This window comes from Nonomuraea sp. IBHARD001 (assembly GCF_056106265.1).
Genome location: NZ_JBWBBW010000002.1, coordinates 4,130,955 through 4,153,991, shown reverse-complemented (window position 1 = coordinate 4,153,991; position 23,037 = coordinate 4,130,955). Strand labels below are relative to the sequence as shown.

The following is a 23,037-nucleotide window of genomic DNA, read 5'->3' as shown; positions in this document are numbered from 1 at the left end:
GGCCGCACTACCGCAATTCAACGTAACACCCGAGGGGCGTGGAATGTCCCTGTGGGCCGGTCATCGACCGAGAACGCCCCTGACGCCGGTGCGCAGAAGCGCCGCGTGCAACTCCATGAGCAGGCCCGAAATCTCGCGGGCCGCCTGATCGGCCTCGCCGATCGCCCCGGGGGAACGTTTGCGCAACAGCGGGGCCACGGCCTGTTCGACCAGCCCGCTCTCGCGCTCGGCCGCCGCCCTGACCGCACGCAGATGCCGCGCGTGCAGCCCGAAGGCGGCCAGCGCGCCCACCGCACGTGCGATCTTCAGCGCGTCCTCGTCGTAGCGCCTGGCGACCGCCGCCAGCAGGCCGTAGTCCTCCAGCTCGGTGAGGGTCTCCTCGTCGAGCCCGGCCGACTCCAGCAGCTCGGCACGGCTCAGCCGCAGCTCCTGCTGCTCGCCGACGACCCTGGGCCTGGACAGCGCCTCGGCCATCTTGTCCTTGATCACCCGCAGCGGCAGGTAGTGGTCACGCTGCTCGGTGAGGATGTAACGCAGTTGCTCCACGTGGTGGTGGGTGAACTTGCGGTAACCCGAGGGGCTGCGCTCGGGTTCGATCAGCCCCTCGCCCTCCAGGAAACGGATCTTGGAGATCGTCACGTCGGGGAACTCGCCCTGCAGCAGGGCGAGCACCTCCCCGATGCTCATGTGTGAGCGTGCCGCCTGAGCGCTCATACGCCGGGGGTGCCCCGCATGAGAAACACGAGACGGAACTTGCCGATCTGCACCTCGTCCCCGGCGTGCAGCGGAACCTCCTCGATGCGCTCCCTGTTGACGTAGGTGCCGTTGAGGCTGCCGACGTCACGCACGGTGAAGCGACCGCCCGGGTGGCGATACCACTCCACGTGGCGGCGCGAGACGGTGATGTCGTCGAGGAAGATGTCGCTCTCCGGGTGACGGCCGGTGGTCGTCAGGTCGCGGTCGAGCAGGAACCTGCTGCCGGCGTTGGGGCCGCGCATGACGATGAGCAGCGCGGTGCCCGGCGCGAGGTTCTCCACTGCGGCGCGCTCGGCCAGGAGCGCCTCTCCTGTCTCCGCCTCATACGCCTCGATCCCGGCGACGGAGATCGTCGAGGTGGTGTCCCCCACGACCTCCATACGGGTCAGGGGTGACCCGCAGCGGGAGCAGAAACGGGCATCCTCGGGGTTGGCATGTCCGCACTGCGTGCAGTAGACGCTCGGCATCGACTGGCTCGGCCTCCTACCGCGAAGACGCGTTTCACGGTGCTCAGGGCGACGGCGTCCTGCTTCTTCGCTTCTCAAGTTGTTGGGTCGCTACGACTGCGAATGCCGCAACTTACGCTGATGAGACGCAAAGGTCAAGGCGGAACGCTGGACGACGGACTTGGACGGTGACAAAGTTACCGCCGAGCCGGTACCAAGGTCCATCCCACACGCGGGTTCGCCTTCTGACAACCCTTTTCCCGCTCCTGTTTACCCTCCGAACAACGTTCACCCCGCGGCCGCCGCAGCCTCCACGATCGCCGCCCACTCGGCGAGCAGCGCCTGGGCGGCGTCCACGTCCGGCCCCTCGGCCCACAGATGGGTCACCGGCGCGGCCGTCGCGGGCAGGACGAGCGCCCAGCTCCCGTCCTCCTCGACCACGCGCACCCCGTCCGTGGTGTCGATCACGCGCCCGCCCGCCGCCTCGATGACCGAGCGCATGACCGCGCCCTTGGCCGCCCACGGCGTCGGAACGGTCCTTTTGAGCAGCCTGGCCTCCGGGATGCGGGCGTCGATGCGGCTGAGCGAGAGCCGGGTGCGCGCGACCAGGCCGAGCAGGCGCAGGAAGGCCGCGAGCCCGTCGACGGTCGGTGCGAACTCCGGCACGATGAAGCCGCCCCTGCCGTCCCCGGCGAAGATCATGTTGCGCCTGCTCGCCGCCTCGGTGAGCGCGTCGAGCGCGGTGGAGGTCCACTGCACCTGCACGCCGTGGAAGCGCGAGACCTGCTCGGCCACCCGCGTGGTGCTGACCGGCAGCGCCACCTGGCCGCCTCGCCGCTCGGCGGCCACCAGGTCGAGCACGACCAGCAGGGCGCGCTCCTCGCTGATCAGCCTGCCCAGCTCGTCGACCAGGGCGATCCGCTCGCCCACCGGGTCGAAGCGCACACCGAAGGCCGCCCTCGACGAGCTGACGAGCTCCGACAGGCGCTGCAGGTCGCGGCGGCGCCCGGCGATCGTCTCGGCGGGCGAGGCGTCGTCGAGGCGGGCGTTGACGGTGAGCACGTCGACGCCGACCCGGCCGAGCAGGGCGGGCAGCACCAGGGAGGCGGTGCCTCCGGCGCAGTCCACGACGACCTTCATGTCGCTGACGCCGGAGATGTCCACGCGGCGCGCCAGCTCCTGGGCGTAGTTCTCCACCGCCCTGGCCGGGAAGCTCAGCCCGGCGATCTCGCCGGGGAAGGCGCGGCGGAACTCCTGGCGGGAGAAGACGCGCTCCAGCTTGCGCTGCGCGCCCGCGGCCAGGTCGGCGCCGCGCGCGTCCATGAACACGATGTCGACGCTCTGCGGGTCCCCCGCCGTCGTGCGCAGGGCGATGCCTCCGGCGGCATGGGCCTGGGAGGTGTGGAAGCGGGCCACGGGCAGCGCCGCCGCCTCCAGGTCGAGCACGTCGACGGCGCTCGCGGTGAGCGCGCTGATCACCGCGCGCTTGAGCGCGCGGGCCGCCCGCGAGGAGTCGCGCGAGGTGACGACCTTGTCGCCCTTGCGCAGCGTGGTGGCATAGGCGCTGGCCAGCCGTACGCACAGTTCGGGGGTGATCTCGACGTTGACCAGGCCGCTGACGCCGTTGGGGCCGAACAGGCTGCGCTGGCCGCGCGACTCCCAGATGACGGAGGTGTTGACGACGGCCCCGGCCTCGATGGTCTTGAAGGGATAGACCTTGACGCCGCTGGTGACGTACGCCTCGGCCTCGATGACGCACTCGTCGCCGACGACGGCGTTCTCCTCGATCCTGGCGCCGGTCATGATGTCGGTGTTCTTGCCGATCACGCAGCCGCGCAGGTGGGCGCTCGGCCCGACGTAGACGTTGTCGTGCACGACCGCGCGGTGCAGGAACGCGCCCTCGCGTACGACGGCGTTGCTGCCGAGCACGGTGAACTCGCGCAGTTCGGCGCCCGCCTCGACCTTGGCGTACGGGCCGATCACCAGCGGGCCCTTGAGCACGGCGTCGGGATCGACCGACGCGCCCTCGTGCACCCACACGCCCGGCGAGAGCTCGAATCCGCCGATCTCCACGCGTACCCGGCCCGACAGCGCGTCGGCCTGGGCCTTCAGGTAGCTCTCGTGCGTGCCGACGTCCTCCCAGTAGCCGTCGCTCACGTAGCCGAACAGCCGGGCGCCGCGTTCGAGGAGCCTGGGGAAGACGTCGGCGGCCCAGTCGACCGAGCGGCCCGGCTCGATCTCGTCGAGGATCTCCGGCTCCATGACGTAGATGCCGGTGTTGACGGTGTCGGAGAAGACCTGGCCCCAGGTGGGCTTCTCCAGGAAGCGCTGGACGCGGCCGTGCTCGTCGGCGATGACGATGCCGAACTCCAGCGGGTTGGGCACGCGCTTGAGGCCGACGGTGACCAGGGCGCGGTTGGCGCGGTGGAAGCGGATCATCTCCGACAGGTCGATGTCGGTGAGCGCGTCGCCCGAGATGACGAGGAAGCTGCCGTCACGCAGCCGGTCGGCGGCGTTCCTGACGCTTCCGGCGGTGCCGAGCGGGATGTCCTCGGTGGCGTAGTGCAGGCTCATCCCGAGTTCGTCGCCGTCGCCGAAGTAGGTGCGCACGAGGGCGGCCAGGAACTGCACGGTGACGACGGTCTCGGTCAGCCCGTGCCGTCGCAGCAGGAGCAGGACGTGCTCCATGATCGGGCGGTTGAGCACGGGCAGCAGTGGTTTGGGCTGGTTGGCCGTCATCGGCCGCAGCCGAGTGCCCTCCCCGCCCGCCATGACGACCGCCTTCACGGATCACCCCTTTGGCGCCTCTTCGACCGCTTTGACGAGCTGTCGCACCTGTACCACATACAGCACGGCGGCCCACCAGTACAGACCAGTGCCCCAGATGGCGAAGGCCCATCCGATGATCTGGGTGAACTCCTGGTACCAGGCGCCGGTGTGGGAGGCGAGGAAGAGCAGAGGGAAGGCGTACATCAGGTTGGCCATGGCGGCCTTGCCGAGGAAGTGCACGGGAAGCGCCTGGTAGCCGTGCCTGCGCAGCACGGGGAAGAACGCCCCGACGAACAGCTCCCTGGCCAGGATGACCGCCACCAGCCACCAGGGGATGATCTCGCGCAGCAGCAGGCCGAGCAGCGTCGCGAAGACGTAGAGCTTGTCGGCGGCCGGGTCGATGACGCGGCCCAGCCTGCTGGTCTGGTTCCACGCCCTGGCGATCTTGCCGTCCAGCCAGTCGGAGAACCCGGCCAGCATGAGCAGCGCGATGGCCCACCCGTCCGCCTTGGGACCGAGCACCAGCCACAGGAAAACCGGGACGCCGAGCAGGCGCAGGAAGCTCAGGATGTTGGGAACCGTCCAGATGCGGTCCTCGGCCGATGTCTCGCTCACGCTTGCGACCCTACTGCGTCCGATTCATCCCCAGCGTGTCACGCCACGACCGTTGTGCGTCGTCACGGCAGCCCGGCGGCCTTCAGCGTGCCCCTGAGCCAGCGTGGCGCACGCAGCCAGCCGGTGCGCTCGGCGTGCTCCTGGGCCGGGGTGAAGACCAGCACGCCCTTGCCCGCCCGGGGGTAGAGGTACTGCACGAGCGTGCCTTCGGGCCGTCCCGCCAGGTGCCAGGCGACCCGGTAGCGCGCCCCGAGCCTGCCCTTGGGCCGCTTGGCCGCGAACCTGGCGTGCGGGTACTCCGCGACCAGAGCGGCCAGTACGGCGGTGCCGAGCCGCAGGTCGTCCAGGCGCCTGTCCTGGGCCCTGGTGCCCGGCCGCACCTGGACGGGCGCGCTCAGCCCGGGGCCGGTGATGACGGCCGTGTCCGGCCCTTTGGCCAGCGCGGGAGCCGCGGGCACGAGTGTGAGCGCCAGCACGAGGGCCGGCAGCAGGAGCAGTCGTCTCATGGTGGTGATACCCGCTTCCCGTTCAGTAGGTTCCCCACGGCCACAGGGCCAGGGTGAGCGCGCCGAGCACGGCGAGCGTGGTGAGCGCCGCCAGCAGCCTGCGCCGGGCCCGCCACAGCTGACTCCACTCGCCGTCGTCGCTGTGCGTGATGCTCGCCGCCGCCATGATCCAGCGGGCCAGCGCGAAGCCGGTCCCGGCCAGCATCGCCCCGCCGAACGGCAGCGCCAGCACGGCCGCCGCCAGCACCAGGTGCGGCAGCGCCGAAGGCGAGTACGTGCGCATGCCGGTGCCCATCTCGAACCCGAACTGCACACCGCCGACCGCACGGCCCCGGTTGAGCACGTGCTCGGGCACCAGTCGCCGGTTCTCCGGCACCTTCAGCGAGATCACGCCGAACTCGCGCGACGCCACCACGACGCCGAGCACGGCCAGCACCGCCAGCCTGCCCTGCCAGGGCGTCAGCGCCTGCACGACGCCGCCGAGCACCGCCGCCACCAGCGCCACCGTCGAGGCGCCGAGCCAGAGTCCCAGTCCGAACCACGCCAAAGCCCCCTTACCGCGCCAGACCGACGCGCCCAGCAGAAATGCCGAGTTGTGGCTTCAAGTGCTGCCGGAGTTGGCGTACCCGGCGTTCAGCCCGGCCCACAGCGCCAGCAGCGGCGCCAGAGCGGGCACGAGCGCCGGCACCGCCGTACCCGCGACGACGGGTACGGCGAGCGCCAGCGGGTGCAGGGCCAGGCGTCGCAGCGCCCGGCCCCTTCCGGCCGCCATGCTCACAGGCGGCACATCGCGATCGTCAGGTCGGTGTGGTAGGTGCCGTCGCGCCAGGTGACCTTGGTGAAGCCGTCCGAGCAGCGGTAGGTGCCGCCGTTGTAGGTCCAGCGCCAGGCGTTCTTCGTCGGGTAGCCGCAGTAGTCGTCGACCCGGTAGGCGTAGTACTTCTCCTGGTCGGACTGGCCGGCGTTGTGGGTGCGGTTGCCCTCGAAGTGGCGCTGGTTGGAGTTGCACGGGTTCGCGCCGCGCCGCCAGCCGCCGAAGCAGACGGCGGGGCCGCCCCACCAGTTGGCGCTCTGCTGGGTGTAGCCGCCGCTGCCGTAGGCGTCGGAGCAGTTGGCCGCCGTCCACTCCGACGTGGGGCCGGCCGCCAGCGCCGCCCGCTTGTTCAGCACCCAGTCGAACGGCACGACGACCGCGGCGAGCGCCGAGACCACCAGGCCCTTCAGCACGGTCCTGCGGGTGGCGGGCGCGTCGGCGATCAGGGCGCGTACGCGGCTCGGCTCGGCGCCCTGCGGAGCCGCCGTCATCGTGGGGATGTCGTCAGGACGCATGCTCACTCCTCGGCACGGCGACGGGATCGGCGGACGGCACGATCGTCTCGATCAGGGCGGCGACGTCGTCGCCCGCGTAGACGAAGCGCCTGTCGACCACACGGCCCGCGGGGTCGACGACGAACAGGCAGGGCGTGTAGCCCTCGTACATGGCGGCCCACAGGTCGGCGTCGGCCAGCCTGACGCCGCGGTCGAAGGCGTCGGCCGATCGCCTGTCGGCCAGCAGGCCGAGCACGCGCACGCCTTCGGGCTCGGCGCCGACGGCGGCCTCCCAGACGTTGTGGCAGATCGCGCAGGAGGCGTCCATGAGCACGACCAGCGAAGCCCGCTGCCCGGCCTCGGGCAGCAGCGCCTCGGGGGCGGGCCGCAGGTCGTCGTCGAGCCTGGCGCCCGCCGGGTTGAGCGCGGTCTGCTCAAGCGTGCGCACCCGCGCGTACACGGCCACCACGCCGACCAGGGCGAACACCGCCACCAGCAGGGCCAGCAGCGCCAGCGAGGTCGCGAGCGTCACGCCTGCCACCCCACCCGGATCGAGCCGAGCACGGCTTCCACCCGGCCGTCGTCGGCGGCGAGCGAACGGCCCGCCTGCTCGGCCTCCCTGGGGAAGATGAGGGTGAAGACGCAGGTCGGGTTGGCGAAGGTGTAACGCCATTCGTAGGGGGTGCCGCCGAGCACCGCCCTGGCCTCGGGGTCGAGGTCGAGCTTGTCCTTCCACACCTCGGCGTCGCCCGCCCTGGCCCCGCGCCAGGCGGGGAGGTTCTCGCGCGCGGTCCTGGCGTCCTTGGCCAGGACGACGAGGTCGTCGCTCTGGCCGATGACCATCGTGCCGAACTGCCGCACGGCTGCGTGCAGCGGCGTCACCTTCGCCCCTTCGGGCGAGTCGGCGAAGGCGACCCCGGCGGTGATGCGGTTGAGCAGGGCGCGGCGCGGCGTCGGCCCGCCGAACCAGGTGGTGACGGAGGTGTAGGGCCCGGCCCAGACCAGGGCGCTGTCGGACCGGTCGGCGGCCTCGTAGAGCACGAGGTCGAATCCCTGACGGCGGAACGTCTCGGTGCGGCCGCCCGGGAAGATCTTGCTGGGTATGACCTTGTGGTGCCCGGCCGGGGCCAGGCTGAAGGAGCGGACGAGCCCGGGACCGGCGAATCTGGTGTGCCCGTGCCACACCAGTCCTCCCGCCTCGGCCGGCAGGTCGAGCGTGACACGTGCCCCGTCGGCGGATGAGCGCACGACAGAGGAGAGCGTCGTGACCATGAGTTTCCCCTAACGTTGGGCGCCGGAGCGCCAAACACCATGATCGACACAAACGTGGCTCGACCGTAACGGGGATTTGTCATGGTTTGTAGGCCTAATGACCCTGTGCATCGGGAACACGGTGCTCCGTGAGGAGCGTCAGGCGCTCGCCGCCCTGGCCTCGGCGAGGAAGGCCCGGATGAGGGCCGTGTCCTTGACGCCGGGCGCGCTCTCGACGCCGCTGGAGACGTCCAGGCCCCAGGGCGACGCCGCGGCGACGGCCTCGGCGACGTTCGCCGGCGCCAGGCCGCCCGCCAGGAGCCAGCGGCCGGACGGACGGCCGCGTACGGCCGACCAGTCCCAGGGCTCGCCCGAACCCGGCTTGGGCGCGTCGACGATGAGCAGGTCCTCGTCGAAGGCGCCGCAGCGCAGATCGGCGCCGTCGGCGACGGCACGCACCAGCGTCAGCCCGAGATCCTTCAGCGCGGTGAAGTCCTCGTGCGGATGCGCCCCGTGCAACTGCACCGCGCCCACCCCCGCCGCAAGGGACCGCTCGCGCACGACGGCCGTCGGCTCGCCCCTGAAGACGGCCACGCTCAGCACGTGCGGCGGCACGAGCGCGGCCAGCTCCCTGGCCAGGCCGGGCTCGATCCGCCTCGGGCTCGCGGTCAGCACGAAGCCGATCGCGTCGGCCCCCGCCTCGACGGCGGCCTCGACATGTTCGGGCCTGCTCAGCCCGCAGATCTTCACGAACACCCTCGCACCCTAACGCGCCCGCCGCCGTGCCCCGTACCCCTCAGGAGCGGCGGCGAGCGGCCGCGGGCGACCACGCCCAGACGAGCACGGCCACCGTCAGGCCGAACAGCGCCACCCCCGACGGCACGTGCGTGCCGAGCAGGTCCCAGCTGAAGTGCTGGCCCATCCCGACCAGGAAGAGCCCGGCGCTGGCCAGGGCCGGCCAGCCCGCTCCCCTGCCCGGCCGCCAGACCAGGACGGCGGCGACGATCTGGAGCAACGCGATGAGATGCACGACCATGCCGACCATGACATGCGTCTCGGCCATGGCATGCGCGCTCTGCACCGACTGGCCCGCGAACGAGGCCGCCACGACGACGGCCGCCGCCTGGGCGACGACCAGGACGCGCAGGGCGTACAGCAGAGCGGTGGACACGGGCCGCCGCTCGGCGGGGGCCTGTGCGAGTACCTCCTGCATGAGGTGATCCTTCCGTTGGTGAGGATCACATCGTGGGCGCGCGGCGCCCGGCCGGTCGTCAGCCTGCGGGCGGAGTGGCCGATCCGCCTGCCGGTGGATGCCTGACCGGGCGGAAGGCGGCGTCGACCAGGCCCGCCCTGTGCGCGATCACGGCGGCCTGGATGCGGTTGCGCAGGCCGAGCTTCTCCATGGCGTTGCCGACGTGCGTCTTGACCGTGGTGATGCCGACGTGCAGGCGCTCGGCGATCTCGGCGTTGGACAGGCCGGCGCCGACGAGCGTCAGCACCTCGATCTCGCGTTCGGTCAGCCCGGCCGGCATCGGCGCGGCGGCCTGGTCCTCGGCGGCCAGCGCGCGTTCGACGACGCGGCGCAGCACCGAGGGCGCCAGCAGCGGCTCGCCGGTCGCGGCCCTGCGCACGGCGTCGACCATGCGCTCGGGCTCGTCGTCCTTCACCAGGAAGCCGAGCGCGCCGACCCGGAGCGCGGCGTAGACGTCGGCGTCCTCGGCGAACGTGGTCAGCACCACGATCCTGGCCGCGGGCCAGCCCGCCAGGATGCGCCTGATGGCCTCGACGCCGTCGACCCTGGGCATGCGCAGGTCCATGAGCACGACGTCGGGGCGGTGCAGCTCGGCCAGGCGTACGGCCTCGGCGCCGTCCTCGGCCTCGGCGACGACCTCCATGCCGCCCGCCGCCTGCAGCAACATCCGCACACCCGCACGCACGAGGGCCTGGTCGTCGGCCACCACCACGCGGATCATGCTGTCACCTGGTCTTTCGGGGGTTGGTTGCGGGGGCTCTTGGGAGGTTGGGGTGGGGTGAAGCGCATCCGGCAGGCCTCCGCGCCCACGACCGGCTCGGCCTGGGGCGCGGTGGTCGCGCCCTTGGGGTAGGGCAGCGTCACGTGCAGCCGCCAGCCCGCCCCTTCGGGACCGGCGGTCAGCGTGCCGCCGAGCGCCTTGGCCCGCTCGCGCATACCGGCCAGGCCCTGTCCCGACGACGGCAGCGGCTCGCGGATGGTCGCCGCCCTGCCGTTGCGCACCTCGACGGTGAGCGCCTCCGGCGTGGCGGCCAGCCGTACGGTGACGTGGGTGCCCGGGCCCGCGTGCTTGAGCACGTTGGTCAGGCCCTCCTGGACGATGCGGGCCGACGACGCGCGCACGACGAGCGGCGCCGAGGCCACGCCTTCGGCCAGGTCGAGGTCGACGACCAGCCCGGCGGCGGCCATGCGTTCGGCCGACTCGCGCACGACGTCACCCGGGTCGGCCAGCAGGTCCTGCTCGGCGTCGGGGGCGCGCAGCACGTCGAGCAGGCCGCGCAGATCGGTGAGCACCTGGTGGCCGGTGGCCCGGATGTCCTCAAGGGCCTCGGCCGACGGGCCGGTGGGGTCGGCGAACCGGGCGGCGCCCGCGCGCAGGACGATGGCGCCGACGTGGTGGGCGACGATGTCGTGCACCTCGCGGGCGATGCGCTCGCGCTCGGCCAGCCGGTCGGCGCGCATCCGGGCCAGGGCCAGCTCCTCCGACTCGCGCATGCGCAGCCGTTCGGACTCCCCCGCGGCCTGCTTGGCGCCCAGGTAGCGCCCGATCGCGACCGGCGTGGCGACCAGGGCGAACATCAGGGCGATGCGCAGCGGTTCGTCGCCTTCGGCCTGGTTGACGATGATGGCCGTGGTGAGCACACACGTGGTGGCGTAGGCCAGCAGGATCCAGAACCAGTGCGCCCGCATGGCGAACACGCCGAGCGCGACGAGGAAGATGCCCTGCATGGTGTTGACCGCCCCGGCCAGGTGCTGTCCGGCCAGGGCCAGCAGCAGCCCCTCGACGCAGAACACCGCGCCTGGCAGCCGCCTGGCCAGCCCGAGCGCGAGCCCGGCCAGCACGGCCACCGCCCCGTCCACCCACAGCGGCCTGCCCGCGGTGCCCCAGATCTGCCAGCTGCCCAGTACGGAGACCGCGACGCCGCCGCCCGCGAGCATGAGGTCGGCCACCAGGTCGGGCCTGGCCGCCCGCATGCCGCTGCCGCGCAGGTAGCGGCCGACGACGACGGGCAGAGCCGCGAACGACAGCGAGTAGTACCAGGCCCCGGCGGTGAAGGCGAGACCGGGATCGGCCAGGTTGAGGGCGTTGGCGACGGCGGCCAGCGCGACGACGGGCACGATCGGCGCCCAGCGGGGCGTGCGGTAGGCGAACACGCCGACGGCGAAGGGCAGCAGGATCTGCGCGGTGTCGGCGGTGTGCGAGCCCAGCTGGTCGGTGACGACGAGCAGGGCGGCCAGCGCCACCACGACGAGCCCCGGCCTCGACCTGACGAAGGCCATGGCGGCGGCGATGGCCGCGGTGAAGAACGGCCCGAGGCCGAGGAAGGCTCCGGGCGTGTGCCAGCTGGTCAGCACGTCGAGGCCGATCCCGGCCAACGCGAGAAGCACGTCGATCATCCAGGGCCGCCATCGCATGGACCAACTGTATTCAGCGGGCGCACCCGCCCCTCTCCTCCCGGGGAACGACGTCGCCTCCTCCTTTCGGCCGCACTCGCGCCCGAAAGGGGGATCATGTGGAGTTCACCGGTCGCCTAGAGTCTTGCCATGCCCAATGACACGGCTCTCTTCCTCGGCCAGTTCATGCGCTCGCCTGCGACGATCGGCGCTTTCGCGCCCAGCTCGCGACGCTTGGCCGAGACGGTGACCACCCCCGTCCCCGAGCGTGGGGAACCGATCGTTGTCGAGCTGGGTCCGGGCACGGGCCCCTTCACCGCCGCGATCCAGCGCAGGCTGGCCGGTCGCGGGCACCACCTGGCCGTCGAGCTGAACACCGAGCTGGCCACCCTGCTGACCGGCCGTTTCCCGCACGTGGACGTGGTCACCGCCGATGCCGTCGAGCTGCCGCAACTCCTGGTCGACCGGGGGCTCTCGCGGGCCGACGTGGTGGTCAGCGGGCTGCCGTGGGCCGCCTTTCCCGAGGATCTGCAGCGCAGTCTGATGCGTGCGGTCATGACGGCGATGTGCCCTTCGGGGGCTTTCACCACCTTCTCCTATGTGCATGCCATTCCGCTGGGCTCGGCCAGGCGCTTCCGCGCCCTGCTCGCCGACAGCTTCGAGGAGGTCGTGCTCGGCCGTACGGTGTGGCGCAACGCGCCTCCCGCGTTCGTCTACCACGCGCGCCGCCCCCGGGGCTGAGCTGGTCCTGGCAGTCAACCGAACTCCGTTCTACGATTGCGCACGCAACGAGGACGGAGTTGATCACGGTGGACTTCACACTTCCCGACAGCGCCAAGGCCGTACAACGCGGCGTGGGCGACATCTGCGCGCGCTACGACATGGACTACTGGCAGCGCTGCGAGAGCGACAAACGCTGGCCGGAAGAGGTGTGGGCCGACCTGGCCAAGGGCGGATGGCTGGGCCTCGCGGTGCCCGAGGAGTACGGAGGCGGCGGGCAGGGACTGCTGGAGCTCGCCGTGGCCACCGAGACGCTGTCGGCGTCCGGCTCGGCGGGCGGCTCCGCCTTCACCTACGTGCTGACGCCCGGCTTCGGCGCCATGACACTGGCCAGGCACGGCAGCCCCGAACAGCGTGAACGCCTGCTGCCCGGCCTGGCGACCGGCGAGATCGAGACGTGCTTCGCGCTGACCGAACCGGACGCCGGGTCCAACTCGCTGGCCATCACCACCTTCGCCAGGCGCGAGGGCGACGAGTACGTGGTCAACGGCCAGAAGGTCTGGATCACCGGCGTGCAGCGCGCCCGGTGGATGCTCCTGGTCACCAGGACCGTGCCCGCCGCCGAGGCCAGGCCGCGTACGCACGGCATGACCGTCCTGCTGGTCGACGTGCCCGAGGCGGTCGCGGCCGGGCAGCTCAGCTACCGGCCGATCCCCAAGATGGGCGCCAACACCACGCCGTCGAACACCGTCTTCATCGACGACCTGCGCGTGCCCGCCCGTGACGTCGTCGGCGAGCCGGACCAGGGCGCGGCCGTCCTGTGGGACATCCTCAACCCCGAACGCGTCCTGCTGGCGGCATCGGCGCTCGGCGGGGCCGAGGTGGCACTGCGGGTGGCCGTCGCGTACGCCAAGGAGCGCGAGGTGTTCGGCAGGCCGATCGGCGCCAACCAGGCCATCGCCTTCCCACTGGCCCAGGTCAAGGCGAAGATCGAGCTGGCCAGGCTGATGCTGTACAAGGCGGCCTCCAGCTTCGACCAGGGCCTGCCGTGCGGCACCGAGGCCAACATCGCCAAGCTGACCGCCTCGCAGGCGGCCTGGGAGGCGGCCGACGCGGCCTTCCAGACGCACGGCGGCATGGCGTACTCGCTGGAGTACCCGGTGGCCAGGCTGCTGGCCGACGCCAGGATCGGCAGGGTCGCGCCGGTCACCGAGGAACTGCTGCTGAACTACCTCGCCACGCAGGTGCTGGGGCTGCCGCGCAGCTTCTGAGGCCGCCCCTCAGGCCGGTAGGGCGTAGCCGGTGACCCAGAGGCCGGGCAGCACCTCGGTGTCGCCCGTCCGCGTGAAGCCGAGCCGTTCGTACAGGGCGCGGGCCGGGGTGTTGTCCCTGCCGGTCGAGACGACGACGCGGCGCCCGTCCGCGCGGGCCAGCACCTCGCGCACCAGCGCCGCGCCGAGCCCGCGCCTGTGCAGGCCCGGGTCGACGACCAGCCGGTCGAGGTCGACCTCGCTCCCGCTCTCGCCCCACGCCACGGCGGCGGCCAGGCGCTCGCCCTGGTAGGCGGCCAGCCAGGTCAGCGGGGCGGCGCGCAGGTCGTCGAGCGTCTCGCGCAGGGGCGGGATGCGGTCGTCGCCGATGAGCTTCGCCTCGACGGCGTAGGCGGCGTGCTGCAGGGCGAGCAGGGCAGGCCCGAGTTCGTCGTCGCCGGGACGTACCTCGCGGATGAGCATCCCGGCATCATGGCAGCCGCCCTCGCCCCGGCGCGAGACGTTTTCCGGGCGGCGGCAGGGGTCACAGGGCCTCGCGCAGCCGTGCCGCCACGTAGGCGCGGGCCTCGACGGCCTGGTCGAAGAAGCCGGGCAGGCCGAAGAAGCTGTGCACGGCGCCGTCGAAGCGGCGCAGCTCGACCGGCACCCCGGCCTCGGCCAGGCGCCTGCCGTACTGCTCGCCCTCGTCGCGCAGGACGTCGCACTCGGCGGTGACGACGGTCGCCGGGGCCAGGCCCGAGACGTCGGGCAGGCGGGCGGGCGACAGGCGGGGGTCGTCGGGGGCGGCGCCCTGGGAGTACTGCTCGGCGAACCAGGCCATCTCGGCGGCGTCGAGGCCGAAGCCGGTGGCGTAGGAGCGGTAGCTGGGGGTGTCCATGGCGACGTCGAGCACCGGGTAGATCAGCACCTGGTGGGCCAGCGGCAGCCCGGCCTCACGCGCCTGCCAGGCGGCCACGGCGGCCAGGTTGCCGCCCGCGCTGTCACCGACGACCGCGACCCTGCCGTTGCTCTGGTAGAAGGCGGGCCTGGCGAACACGTCGCGCACGACCGCCCAGGCGTCGTCGGCGGCGGCGGGGAAGGTGTGCTCGGGCGCCAGCCGGTAGTCGACCGAGACCACCACCGCGCCCGTCCGCAGCGCCAGGTCGCGCCCGAGCGCGTCGTTGCGCTTGACGCTGCCGAAGACCCAGCCGCCGCCGTGGAAGTAGACGACGACCGGCAGCGGCCCGTCGTCCTCGTAGCCCCGGTAGATGCGCACCGGGATCGCGGTGTCGGCCGGCACCGTCTCGTCCCTGACGTAGGGCAGCTCCACGAGCGGGCCGCGCTGTGCGGCGAACCCGTCGGACGCCCGCATCGCGTCGATCTCCTTGCGGCCGAGGCTCGCGAGGTCGACGCCGAGGTCGGAGGGGTAGTGCTCCAGGTAGGCCTTCGCCTGTGGGTGCAACGCCATGATCGGACCTTACATGGCGGCCTCGACCAGCGCCTCGAACAGGCGGCCTTCGGCGTCACGCTCGGGGTGCCACTGCACGCCGACGCCGAAGCGGTGGCCCTGCAGCTCCACGCCTTCGACGATCTGGTCGTCGGCCCAGGCCACGGCCAGCAGCCCGTTGCCCAGGCGCTTGACCGACTGCTGGTGCGGCGCGGTCACCTCGACCTTGTCGCCGACGGCCTTGCCCAGCTTGCTGGAGACGCTGACCTGGATGACGTGCGGACGGCCGGGCGTGCCGTGGCGCTCGTGGTCGACGACGTCGGGCAGCCAGGGGATGAGGGTGCCGCCCTGGGCGACGTTGAGGACGTGCATGCCCCTGGCGACGGCCAGGATGGGCACGTCGTGCTGGACGGCGGCCCTGGCCAGGGCCAGCTCGAAGCGGTCGCGGTGCGGCTGCGGGTCCTCGCTGCGCACGTGCGGCTCGCCGCCGTAGGCGCTGGCCGCGACCTCGGGCCCGCCGGTGAGCACCAGGCCGCGCAGGCCCCGCACGTAGTCGTCGATGGCATGCAAGCCGAGCGGCGGCAGCACCACGGGCGCGCCGCCCGCCCGCTCGACGGCCTTGGCGTAGGAGGGCGGCGTGAGGATCGCCTCCCTGACCCAGATGCCCCATCGGGCGGCCTCGAGGTAGGCGGTGATACCGATCAGCGGTCGAGACATACGGGCTCCCGGGGGGCGTGCAGCAGGATGATGCCGCCACCGTGGGCCGGTGGCTCCAGATGCAAGCCCATCATGGCGCACTGCATTTCGGTTATGTCACCCATCCCGCGTATCAGTGGTGTCACTTCAGGATCGACTGACCTGTCCTGACCGCCCGTCGCAGGGGGTACGGAGCAGCCTCGGGCCCCCGCCGGACGCATTTGGCGCGCCATGAAAGAGGGGTGGAGATGAATGCGATAAACATTCGTATTTATCGTCCGAAATCCCGTTGCGGACAGATACGGTAAATAACATTACCGTCACGGATAGTTCCCGTTCGCGCGGTTTGGTGGTGAAACGGTTGTGACACCCGAGAGGTGATGTAAGACTCAAAAACGAGCGTATGGATGTGCCGGGGCCCGCCTTGCGCTCTTCACCCGGAGCCGTCAGGAGGTGGAGCGACACGACCGGAATCGCATTCCGGTCAATAGGTGGGGTTAAGTAAATGTCGTTGAATCCGCGCCTCGTCAAGGAGAGCTTCTCCGTCATCGAACCCGTGGCCGGCAAGGCCGCGGCCTACTTCTACGGTCGGCTGTTCGCCGAGAGCCCACACCTGAGGGGCATGTTCCCTCCGGCGATGGACGTGCAGCGGGACCGGCTGTTCAGCGCGCTGACCAGGATCGTGTGGAGCCTGGACAGTCCGGACAGCCTGTCGTGCTTCCTCGGACAGCTCGGCAGGGACCACCGTAAGTACGGAGTCATCGCCGAGCACTACACCGCGGTGGGCAACGCCCTTCTCGCCACGGTACGGCGGTTCGCCGCCGACATCTGGACCAGGGAGATCGAATCGGCGTGGGTCGCCGCCTACACGGCCGCGGCCAACCTGATGATCGACTCGGCCGAGAGCGACTCAGGCGTGTCCCCCGCCTGGTGGCTGGCCGAGGTGATCGACCACGAACTGCGCACGCCCGACATCGCTGTCATCACCGTCAGACCATCGCAACGCCTGCCCTACCGGGCCGGACAGTATGTCAACGTGCAGACCGCACGCTGGCCGAGGGTCTGGCGCGCCTTCTCCATCGCCAACGCGCCGCGCCCCGACAACACCGTCAGGCTGCACGTGCGGGCGGTGCCAGGCGGCTGGGTCTCCACCACGCTGGCCCAGCACACGCGCATCGGCGACACCATCATGCTGGGGCCGCCCGTGGGCACGATGACGCCGCAGGAGGGCTCGGCGCGCGACGTCCTGTGCGTGGCCGGGGGCACGGGGCTGGCACCGATCAAGGCGATCGTCGAGCACATCATCGCCTCGGGCAGGCGGCCCAACATCCACCTGCTCTACGGCGCGCGCAGCGCACGCGACCTGTACGACCTGCCCGACCTGGCGCGTATGGAGGCCGCCTTCCCCTGGTTGCGCGTCCTGCCCGTGGTCTCGGAGCAGGCGGGCTACGACGGCATGCGCGGCAGCCTGCCCGACGTCGCCTCGCGCTTCCACTCCTGGGCCGAGCACGAGGCATACGTGTGCGGCCCGGCGAGCATGGTCAACGAGACCGTCAGGCGGCTGCAGCTCGACGGCATGCCGCCCGCCCAGATCCACCGCGACATCGTGCACGCCGAGAGGTAGCGGCGCGGGCGGCCGTCACCTCGTGCGGAACGCCGCGGCACTCTCCTCGTCGCCCGGCCAGAACGTCTCGATCGCCAGCTCCGACACCGTGACGTCGAGCGGGGTGCCGAAGGTGGCGATCGTGGTGAACATCGACAGCACCCCGTCGCCGTGCCTGATCCGCAGCGGGACCAGGATGTCGGCGGGGTGCGGCACGACGGCGACGTTCAGCTCGACGCCGGGGTAGGTGTAGGCGGCCAGCTCGTCGTGCAGCTCGGCGAGCCTGCCGTCGCCCGACATCTCGGCCTGGCGCTTGAGCCTGGGCAGCAGGTGGGCGCGTACCTCGGCCAGGTTGAGCAGCTTGCCGCCCATCGCGTCCGGGTGCAGCGAGAGCCGCATCGCGTTGATCGGCTCCTTCAGCAGCTCGGCGGGCGCGCCGTCCATGAACATCGCCGCCGCCCCGTTGGCCGCCACCACGTTCCACAACCGGTCGACCACCAGCGCCGGGTACGGCTCGTGCCCGGCCAGGATGGTGTCCAGCGCCTGCCGTACCGCGTCCATCTCGGGGGCGCGCACGTCGCGCTCGGGGAAGACCGGGGCGTACCCGGCCGACACCAGCAGGTGGTTGCGGTGGCGAAGCGGCAGGTCGAGCTCCTCGGCCAGGCGCATCACCATCTCACGGCTCGGATTGGCCCGGCCGGTCTCCAGGAAGCTGATGTGGCGGGCCGAGACGTCGGCCTCGATGCCCAGATCGAGCTGGCTGACCCTGCGGCGCTGCCGCCACTGCCGCAGCAAATCACCAAAAGTCTCAGTTTGTGTAGCGAGAGCACCCATGGCAGGCACGTTACCGACACCAGGGAATCATCACGATTACCTGGTACGTAATGGAACGACGCTCGGGTGCAAATAGCGCAGAGCCAGGCGGTTCCCAGCATGCCGTGACACGATGGCGGGACGAGAGAGGGGAGCCAGTGATGACGACGAGTCTTCTCATGATCGGCACCCGGAAGGGGCTGTTCCTGGCCAGATCGGCGGGAGCGGGCCCCTTCGAGGTCGAGCCGATCCAGTTCTCCACGATCGGCGTGCACGCGGTCGCGATCGACACCAGAGGTCCTTCGCCCCGCCTGCTCGCCGGGATCGAATACGGGCATTTCGGCCCGTCGGTCATGTGGTCCGACGACCTGGGCGCCTCCTGGCAGGAGTCGGGCAGCCCGCCCGTCGCCTTCCCCGAGGAGACCGGGGCGACCTTGGAGAAGGTGTGGCAACTGCTGCCCTCGCCCGCCGAGCCCGGTGTGGTCTGGGCCGGGAGCGAGCCGGCGGCACTGTTCAGGTCCGAGGACAGGGGGCAGAGTTTCGAGCTGGTCCGAGGGCTGTGGGACCATCCGCACCGGCCGCAGTGGCAACCGGGCGGCGGCGGGCTGTGCCTGCACACGATCGTCAACCATCCGATCGACCCGGCCGTCCTGGGCATCGCGATCTCCTCGGGCGGCTTCTACCGCTCGCGGGACGGTGGGGCCACGTGGGAGGCGGCCAACACCGGGATCAGGGTGCCGTTCCTGCCCGAAGGCCAGCAGTACCCCGAGTTCGGGCACTGCGTGCACAAGGTGGCCATGCATCCCGACCGGCCCGAGCGGCTCTACCTGCAGCATCACGGCGGGGTCTACCGATCCGACGACTTCGGGGGCTCCTGGAGCGACATCGGCTCGTCGCTGCCGTCCGACTTCGGGTTCCCCGTGGTGGTCGATCCCGGCAAACCGGACACGGTGTTCGTCTTCCCGCTGCAGGCCGACGTCGATCGCACGCCGGTCGGCCACCGGACCAGGGTCTACCGCAGCGACGACGGCGGCGACAGCTGGCAGCCGCTCAGCCAGGGCCTGCCCGGCGATCCGGTGCACGGCTCGGTGCTGCGCGACGCCATGTGCGCGAGCGAGGCGGGCGTGTTCTTCGGCACCCGCGACGGCGAGGTCTACGGCTCGCGCGACGGCGGCGAGAGCTGGACGCTGGTGGCCAGGCATCTGCCCGACGTGCTGACCGTGCGCGCGGCGGTGCTCTGACCGTGGCCAAACCCGTCACGATGGTGGTATTCGTCCTGCCCAGCACGCTGCGCCACTGGGTCAGCGGGGCGGCAGAGGTCAAGGTCTTCGCCGTGGGCGCCGACCCCGACACGCCGCCCACCCTGGGCTCCGCCCTCGACACGCTGCGCCGCACGCATCCCTCGCTGGAGGGCAGGCTGCGTGACGACTACGGGCGGATCAGGCGGCACATCAGTATGTTCGTCTGCGGCGAGAACGCCAAAGGCATCGGCGGCCTGGACTGCGCGCTGCCACCGGGCGCGGAGGTGTTCGTCCTGCCCGCGCTGTGAGCCCGGCGCCCGCCCGCCGTGACTCGGCGGGCGGGCCGGGGAGCGTCCGCTACGGCGAGACGCGGCCGTTGGTCACGAAGGCGGTGTGGGTGAGCGGCATCAGGCCCGCCCAGTGCGCCTCCATCTTCTCCGCCACCATCTCGATCTCGCGCTGCGGGAACGAGGGCACCTTGGCCTCATCGCGCTTGGTCCGCAGCGACAGGAAGTGCATGAGCGCCCGCGCGTTGCAGGTGGCGTACATGGTGGAGAACAGGCCGACGGGCAGCACCGCCCTGGCCACCTCGCGGGCCACGCCCGTGGCCAGGATCTCCTGGTAGGCGCGGTAGGAGCGCCGATAGGACTCCTCCATCGCCTCGGTCGTCAGCTTGTGCTGCTCGGGCGTGCCGTCGACGAACACGTAGCGGCCGGGCTTGCCTTCCTGCACCAGCTTGCGCTCGGGGCCAGGCACGTAGAAGGAGGGCTGCAGCTCCCGGTAGCGCCCGCTCTCCTCGTTGTAGGACCATCCGGCGCGGTGGCGGTGGAACTCACGGAAGACGAAGATCGGCGCGCTGATGAAGAAGGTCATCGAGTTGTGCTCGAACGGGCTGCCGTGCCGGTCGCGCATGAGGTAGTTGATCAGCCCCTTGGACCGCTCGGGATCCTTGTCCAGCTCCTCCAGGGACTGCTCACCCGCCGTCGACACCCGCGCGGCGAACAGCACGTCGGCATCGGACGCGCTGTGCTTGACCAGCTCGACGGTCACATCGTCGAGGAAGCGCGGCTCGTCGCTCACTCGAACACCCCCATGTCTCAGGTTGCAAGGCCGCCCGCCATGTTAGACCCGCCGGCCACTGTGTGGACCCGACTGTGTGGACAAGACTGTGTGGACCCGCAGGTCACAAACCCGCGGGCCGCCCGCCCGACGTCGTCAACCGGGCGGGCGGCCCGCGGTGCTCAGCAGCCGCCCCTCGCCTCCTGCCTGGTGACGAGGTCGGTGTCGCCCGCCGTGCCGTCGATCCAGACGACCTGGGCGCGCTCGCCCGAGGCGAAGACGCTCTGCTCGCCCCTGTTGCACGAGTAGCGGGTGAGGGAACCGCCGGACAGCGGCACCTGGTAGATCTTCGGCAGGTCGCCGTCATCGGGATAGAGGCCGACGGTGACCGTGCGCTCGTTGCCGTCCAGCCAGTACGCCTGGGGGGCGGCGGGGCCGTCAGGCACGACGGCAGCGACGCCGGTGCCGTCGGCGGCGGCGCGCATGACGCCGTAGCGGCCGTCACGGTTGAGGTCGGCGAACCAGACGAGGTGCCCGCCGGTCAGCGCGGGCAGGATGGTCAGCGGCGGCAGCGTGCCCGTGCCTGGCGACTCGGGCACCACGACCTCCGTGCCCGTCCTGATGTCGTACAGCACGGGTGTGCTCCTGACGGCGCCGCCCTGCACCCACACCCTGATGTAGGCCAGCCTGCCGTCGCGCATCGTCGGGTAGAAGCCGCGCACGCCCTGCTGGGCGGTGAGGTTGACCGGCTCGGCCGTGCCCTTCTTCAGCCAGACGTCGTTCTCGCGGGTGAGTCCGTCGACCCGGTCCCAGGCCAGCGCGTCGCCGTCGACGGCCAGGGTGCCGAGCTCCACCGCGCCGCTGTCGTAGGCGACGGTCGCCGGGCGATGGCCGCGCAGCGACCTGGTGAGCACCTGGAAGCTGTCTCCGGCCGCGTCGTAGGCGATCCAGGCCGCCCGCTCGCCGTCGGTGACCGGCGCGTAGTTCCACGCCTGCCCGCTCGACAGCCTCGACGGACTGCCGCCCTTGACCTCGCCGGTCACGATGTGGGTGGGCGAGGCCCCGTCGGGCGAGGAGTCGGACACCACATAGCGCCCCTTGGCCACGTCGGGCGTCGCGGCCGGGTCGGTGATTCCGTCGAGCAGGGTACGGCTGTCGGTGCCCGTACGGCGCTCCCAGCCCTTGCGGATGCCGTGCGCCTCGAACGCCCTGGCCACGACCCGCCGGTCGGCGGACGACAGGCGTAGCGCCCTGGCCGCCGACTCCACGGCCCTGCGGCCGTCGACGAAGTCGTCGATCGGCGTCATGTACTCGGTCAGCGCCTTGTAGACGATCTTGTCGGTCCTGGCGCCGAGCCGCTCCCTGATGTCCCACAGCGCGCCGGAGAAGATGGTGGAGTTGAGGTGCACGCCGCCGCTGTCGGTGGCGACCGTGACGCCGATGTAGTCGTCGGCCGCCACCCTGGCGTCGTCGAGGTCGCGGATCGCACAGTCGGCGGGCGCGGCGGTGCGGCAGAGCCGGTCGCCGAGCAGGCTGGCGTCCGGGTGGCTCATCGGCACGCCGAGCGCCTGGGTCTCGACGGCGTTGCCGAAGTAGTCGGCCAGGCCCTCGTTCAGCGCGCCCGACTGGCCGATGTAGGCGAGGTCGGCGCTGTTGGTGATGACGCCGTGTGTCATCTCGTGGCCGACGACGTCGAGCCCGGCGGCGAAGGAGTGGTAGTCGCCGCCTCCGCCGTAGACCATCTTGGTGCCGTCCCAGAAGGCGTTGGCGAAGGGGTAGCCGAGGTAGGTGACGTCGACGACCGAGTGCATGGTCGCGCCCTTGCCGTCGAGCCCGTCGCGGCCGAGCGCGCGGTAGAAGTCGTAGACCTTGCCGCTGCCCCAGTGCGCGTCGGCGGCGCCGCTCTCGGTGTGCTCGGGGCCGAAGACGGCGCCCGGCGAGCGGGCGAGCTCGGTGCCGGCCGGGATGCCCGGCTGCAGGTACTGGCGCACGTCGCCGCCCGCGGCGTCGTAGGTGAGGATCTCGCCCTTCGTGCCGTTCCACATGGGCCTGCTGCGGTCGCGCAGCTCCACCTGGGTATCGGCACGCCGGTAGGCGGGCAGGGCGAGGGCGTCGCCGTGCGCGCTGGTGCCGGTGGCCTGGATCGGGCCTTCGAGCTGCAGCTTGTTCACGGTCAGGGCGGGGGCGCCGGTGTGGGCGTCGACATAGACGTCGAGCAGGATCGGGCGTCCGCGCGCGGCGTCGTCGGCGCCGACCCTGACCCGCCAGGCCAGGACGCCGGAGCCGCGCGGCAGGACGACGAGTTCGCCGGTCTCGGCCTTGGCGCTCTCGCGTGCCAGCGGGTCCCTGATCGCGCGGCTGCGGGCGATCGCGGCCGCGCGTGCCGCGCTGAGCGTGGGCGTGACGTCGACGGTGAGCTCGGTCAGGTACCTGCCGCCCGCTCCCGTGATCTCACGGCGGCCGTCGGCCGAGCGCATGTGCACGAGGTACTGGCCGCCGAACACCGGCAGGCCGCGGTGGCGCTGGGCGAATCTGACCGTGTGCTCCGGCCCGTCGGCGACGACGCCGATCGGCACGAGCGAGGCCGGGTCGATGTGGTAGCGCGGGTCGGCCAGGTGCGCCCTGGCGGCCTGCAGCGGGTCGGCCGCCTCGGCGGGTTCGGCCAGCCCGCTGACCTCGGCCGGGGCGTCGGTGCCCGCCCTGGCCTCGATCTCCGGCGGCGAGGGCGGCGGGGCCTGACTCGTGGCCTGGGCGCCCGCGGGAACGGCCAGGGCCAGGGCCAGGCCGAATGCGGTCACGGTGATCGGTCGCCAGCGCACGACACCTCCAGGTGGCGTAGGGGGGTTCTGGCGTCCTGATCATCACCCTCGTCTTGACATCCGACAAATCACAATTTGATCACCGCAGTCAA

25 protein-coding genes are annotated in these 23,037 nt (G+C 71.6%); 5 read left to right on the top strand and 20 right to left on the bottom strand.

Annotated elements, in window-relative coordinates:
- Window positions 1–60 precede the first annotated feature (60 nt).
- The 14 genes from ftsR to ACTWNK_RS20865 all read right to left on the bottom strand — a co-directional run bounded on the left by ftsR (window position 61) and on the right by ACTWNK_RS20865 (window position 11,318).
- On the bottom strand, window positions 61–687 hold the full coding sequence (gene ftsR, locus ACTWNK_RS20930) for a transcriptional regulator FtsR (RefSeq protein ID WP_474306073.1): 627 nt from the start codon (window positions 685–687) through the stop codon (window positions 61–63).
- Window positions 688–710: 23 nt separating this feature from the next.
- Window positions 711–1,223, bottom strand: coding sequence for an FHA domain-containing protein (locus ACTWNK_RS20925; RefSeq protein WP_474306072.1), 513 nt, complete (start codon window positions 1,221–1,223; stop codon window positions 711–713).
- A 267-nt stretch (window positions 1,224–1,490) separates the two neighbouring features.
- The gene (locus ACTWNK_RS20920; protein WP_474306071.1) at window positions 1,491–3,989 is read right to left on the bottom strand and encodes a sugar phosphate nucleotidyltransferase; all 2,499 of its coding nucleotides are present in this window, start codon (window positions 3,987–3,989) and stop codon (window positions 1,491–1,493) included.
- Between the two features lie 3 nt (window positions 3,990–3,992).
- Window positions 3,993–4,586: a cardiolipin synthase ClsA gene (gene clsA, locus ACTWNK_RS20915; protein WP_474306069.1), complete on the bottom strand. Its 594-nt coding sequence runs from the start codon at window positions 4,584–4,586 to the stop codon at window positions 3,993–3,995.
- Between the two features lie 62 nt (window positions 4,587–4,648).
- Window positions 4,649–5,092 (bottom strand): hypothetical protein, encoded by a 444-nt coding sequence (locus ACTWNK_RS20910; protein WP_474306068.1) that lies wholly within the window; start codon window positions 5,090–5,092, stop codon window positions 4,649–4,651.
- Window positions 5,093–5,114: 22 nt separating this feature from the next.
- Window positions 5,115–5,639 (bottom strand): hypothetical protein, encoded by a 525-nt coding sequence (locus ACTWNK_RS20905; protein WP_474306067.1) that lies wholly within the window; start codon window positions 5,637–5,639, stop codon window positions 5,115–5,117.
- A gap of 54 nt (window positions 5,640–5,693) precedes the next feature.
- Window positions 5,694–5,864 carry a hypothetical protein gene (locus tag ACTWNK_RS20900; RefSeq protein WP_474306066.1) on the bottom strand — a complete coding sequence of 57 codons (171 nt, stop codon included), beginning with the start codon at window positions 5,862–5,864 and terminating at the stop codon, window positions 5,694–5,696.
- Between the two features lie 2 nt (window positions 5,865–5,866).
- Window positions 5,867–6,421, bottom strand: a complete 555-nt coding sequence (locus ACTWNK_RS20895; protein WP_474306065.1) for a hypothetical protein — start codon at window positions 6,419–6,421, stop codon at window positions 5,867–5,869.
- Complete coding sequence (locus ACTWNK_RS20890; protein ID WP_474306064.1) at window positions 6,411–6,932, bottom strand: hypothetical protein; 522 nt, start codon at window positions 6,930–6,932, stop codon at window positions 6,411–6,413. Before ACTWNK_RS20890 ends, ACTWNK_RS20895 begins: the two co-directional genes overlap by 11 nt.
- Complete coding sequence (locus tag ACTWNK_RS20885; protein WP_474306063.1) at window positions 6,929–7,672, bottom strand: hypothetical protein; 744 nt, start codon at window positions 7,670–7,672, stop codon at window positions 6,929–6,931. Before ACTWNK_RS20885 ends, ACTWNK_RS20890 begins: the two co-directional genes overlap by 4 nt.
- A 138-nt stretch (window positions 7,673–7,810) precedes the next feature.
- On the bottom strand, window positions 7,811–8,407 hold the full coding sequence (locus ACTWNK_RS20880; RefSeq protein WP_474306062.1) for a phosphoribosylanthranilate isomerase: 597 nt from the start codon (window positions 8,405–8,407) through the stop codon (window positions 7,811–7,813).
- A gap of 40 nt (window positions 8,408–8,447) precedes the next feature.
- A complete protein-coding gene (locus ACTWNK_RS20875; RefSeq protein ID WP_474306061.1) occupies window positions 8,448–8,864 on the bottom strand; it encodes a hypothetical protein in 417 nt (138 codons plus the stop codon).
- Between the two features lie 58 nt (window positions 8,865–8,922).
- Window positions 8,923–9,624, bottom strand: a complete 702-nt coding sequence (locus ACTWNK_RS20870; protein ID WP_474306060.1) for a response regulator — start codon at window positions 9,622–9,624, stop codon at window positions 8,923–8,925.
- Window positions 9,621–11,318, bottom strand: a complete 1,698-nt coding sequence (locus ACTWNK_RS20865) for a sensor histidine kinase (RefSeq protein WP_474306059.1) — start codon at window positions 11,316–11,318, stop codon at window positions 9,621–9,623. Before ACTWNK_RS20865 ends, ACTWNK_RS20870 begins: the two co-directional genes overlap by 4 nt.
- Window positions 11,319–11,447: 129 nt before the next feature.
- On the opposite strand from ACTWNK_RS20865, the gene ACTWNK_RS20860 reads away from it, so the two are divergent.
- Both ACTWNK_RS20860 and ACTWNK_RS20855 read left to right on the top strand, forming a co-directional pair.
- The gene (locus tag ACTWNK_RS20860; RefSeq protein ID WP_474306058.1) at window positions 11,448–12,038 is read left to right on the top strand and encodes a class I SAM-dependent methyltransferase; all 591 of its coding nucleotides are present in this window, start codon (window positions 11,448–11,450) and stop codon (window positions 12,036–12,038) included.
- Between the two features lie 68 nt (window positions 12,039–12,106).
- The gene (locus ACTWNK_RS20855) at window positions 12,107–13,288 is read left to right on the top strand and encodes an acyl-CoA dehydrogenase family protein (protein ID WP_474306057.1); all 1,182 of its coding nucleotides are present in this window, start codon (window positions 12,107–12,109) and stop codon (window positions 13,286–13,288) included.
- Window positions 13,289–13,297: 9 nt separating this feature from the next.
- Here ACTWNK_RS20855 and ACTWNK_RS20850 read toward each other — a convergent pair whose 3' ends face one another.
- From ACTWNK_RS20850 to ACTWNK_RS20840, 3 genes are all read right to left on the bottom strand, one after another.
- A complete protein-coding gene (locus ACTWNK_RS20850) occupies window positions 13,298–13,750 on the bottom strand; it encodes a GNAT family N-acetyltransferase (protein ID WP_474306056.1) in 453 nt (150 codons plus the stop codon).
- Between the two features lie 61 nt (window positions 13,751–13,811).
- Window positions 13,812–14,735, bottom strand: a complete 924-nt coding sequence (locus ACTWNK_RS20845; protein ID WP_474306055.1) for an alpha/beta hydrolase — start codon at window positions 14,733–14,735, stop codon at window positions 13,812–13,814.
- A 9-nt stretch (window positions 14,736–14,744) separates the two neighbouring features.
- On the bottom strand, window positions 14,745–15,431 hold the full coding sequence (locus ACTWNK_RS20840; RefSeq protein ID WP_474306054.1) for a gamma-glutamyl-gamma-aminobutyrate hydrolase family protein: 687 nt from the start codon (window positions 15,429–15,431) through the stop codon (window positions 14,745–14,747).
- A 484-nt stretch (window positions 15,432–15,915) separates the two neighbouring features.
- Between ACTWNK_RS20840 and ACTWNK_RS20835 the strand changes: the two genes are divergently transcribed.
- Window positions 15,916–17,034, top strand: a complete 1,119-nt coding sequence (locus ACTWNK_RS20835; protein ID WP_474306053.1) for a globin domain-containing protein — start codon at window positions 15,916–15,918, stop codon at window positions 17,032–17,034.
- Window positions 17,035–17,049: 15 nt separating this feature from the next.
- On the opposite strand, the gene ACTWNK_RS20830 is transcribed toward ACTWNK_RS20835, so the two are convergent.
- The gene (locus ACTWNK_RS20830) at window positions 17,050–17,808 is read right to left on the bottom strand and encodes a helix-turn-helix domain-containing protein (RefSeq protein WP_474306052.1); all 759 of its coding nucleotides are present in this window, start codon (window positions 17,806–17,808) and stop codon (window positions 17,050–17,052) included.
- 179 nt (window positions 17,809–17,987) lie between these two features.
- Here ACTWNK_RS20830 and ACTWNK_RS20825 point away from each other — a divergent pair, with 179 nt between their 5' ends.
- Both ACTWNK_RS20825 and ACTWNK_RS20820 read left to right on the top strand, forming a co-directional pair.
- Entirely contained in the window at window positions 17,988–19,067 is a 1,080-nt protein-coding gene (locus tag ACTWNK_RS20825) for a WD40/YVTN/BNR-like repeat-containing protein (protein ID WP_474306051.1), read from the top strand.
- 20 nt (window positions 19,068–19,087) lie between these two features.
- The gene (locus ACTWNK_RS20820; protein ID WP_474306050.1) at window positions 19,088–19,375 is read left to right on the top strand and encodes a ubiquitin family protein; all 288 of its coding nucleotides are present in this window, start codon (window positions 19,088–19,090) and stop codon (window positions 19,373–19,375) included.
- A gap of 49 nt (window positions 19,376–19,424) precedes the next feature.
- Here the strand turns inward: ACTWNK_RS20820 and thyX are convergent, their stop codons facing one another.
- Entirely contained in the window at window positions 19,425–20,147 is a 723-nt protein-coding gene (thyX, locus tag ACTWNK_RS20815; RefSeq protein WP_474306049.1) for an FAD-dependent thymidylate synthase, read from the bottom strand.
- Between the two features lie 161 nt (window positions 20,148–20,308).
- The gene (locus ACTWNK_RS20810; RefSeq protein ID WP_474306048.1) at window positions 20,309–22,945 is read right to left on the bottom strand and encodes a M4 family metallopeptidase; all 2,637 of its coding nucleotides are present in this window, start codon (window positions 22,943–22,945) and stop codon (window positions 20,309–20,311) included.
- Between the last annotated feature and the right edge of the window lie 92 nt (window positions 22,946–23,037).

What these genes read in the sequence shown, in the direction of transcription:
- ACTWNK_RS20900 (WP_474306066.1), bottom strand. Translation starts at nt 5,864, where the DNA reads ATGGCGGCCGGAAGGGGCCGGGCGCTGCGACGCCTGGCCCTGCACCCG.
- ACTWNK_RS20840 (WP_474306054.1), bottom strand. Translation starts at nt 15,431, where the DNA reads ATGTCTCGACCGCTGATCGGTATCACCGCCTACCTCGAGGCCGCCCGA.
- ACTWNK_RS20825 (WP_474306051.1), top strand. Translation starts at nt 17,988, where the DNA reads ATGACGACGAGTCTTCTCATGATCGGCACCCGGAAGGGGCTGTTCCTG.
- ACTWNK_RS20925 (WP_474306072.1), bottom strand. Translation starts at nt 1,223, where the DNA reads ATGCCGAGCGTCTACTGCACGCAGTGCGGACATGCCAACCCCGAGGAT.
- ACTWNK_RS20885 (WP_474306063.1), bottom strand. Translation starts at nt 7,672, where the DNA reads ATGGTCACGACGCTCTCCTCTGTCGTGCGCTCATCCGCCGACGGGGCA.
- ACTWNK_RS20875 (WP_474306061.1), bottom strand. Translation starts at nt 8,864, where the DNA reads ATGCAGGAGGTACTCGCACAGGCCCCCGCCGAGCGGCGGCCCGTGTCC.
- ACTWNK_RS20910 (WP_474306068.1), bottom strand. Translation starts at nt 5,092, where the DNA reads ATGAGACGACTGCTCCTGCTGCCGGCCCTCGTGCTGGCGCTCACACTC.
- ACTWNK_RS20820 (WP_474306050.1), top strand. Translation starts at nt 19,088, where the DNA reads ATGGTGGTATTCGTCCTGCCCAGCACGCTGCGCCACTGGGTCAGCGGG.
- ACTWNK_RS20845 (WP_474306055.1), bottom strand. Translation starts at nt 14,735, where the DNA reads ATGGCGTTGCACCCACAGGCGAAGGCCTACCTGGAGCACTACCCCTCC.
- ACTWNK_RS20860 (WP_474306058.1), top strand. Translation starts at nt 11,448, where the DNA reads ATGCCCAATGACACGGCTCTCTTCCTCGGCCAGTTCATGCGCTCGCCT.
- ACTWNK_RS20870 (WP_474306060.1), bottom strand. Translation starts at nt 9,624, where the DNA reads ATGATCCGCGTGGTGGTGGCCGACGACCAGGCCCTCGTGCGTGCGGGT.
- ACTWNK_RS20895 (WP_474306065.1), bottom strand. Translation starts at nt 6,421, where the DNA reads ATGCGTCCTGACGACATCCCCACGATGACGGCGGCTCCGCAGGGCGCC.
- ACTWNK_RS20835 (WP_474306053.1), top strand. Translation starts at nt 15,916, where the DNA reads ATGTCGTTGAATCCGCGCCTCGTCAAGGAGAGCTTCTCCGTCATCGAA.
- ACTWNK_RS20865 (WP_474306059.1), bottom strand. Translation starts at nt 11,318, where the DNA reads ATGCGATGGCGGCCCTGGATGATCGACGTGCTTCTCGCGTTGGCCGGG.
- ACTWNK_RS20850 (WP_474306056.1), bottom strand. Translation starts at nt 13,750, where the DNA reads ATGCTCATCCGCGAGGTACGTCCCGGCGACGACGAACTCGGGCCTGCC.
- ftsR (WP_474306073.1), bottom strand. Translation starts at nt 687, where the DNA reads ATGAGCATCGGGGAGGTGCTCGCCCTGCTGCAGGGCGAGTTCCCCGAC.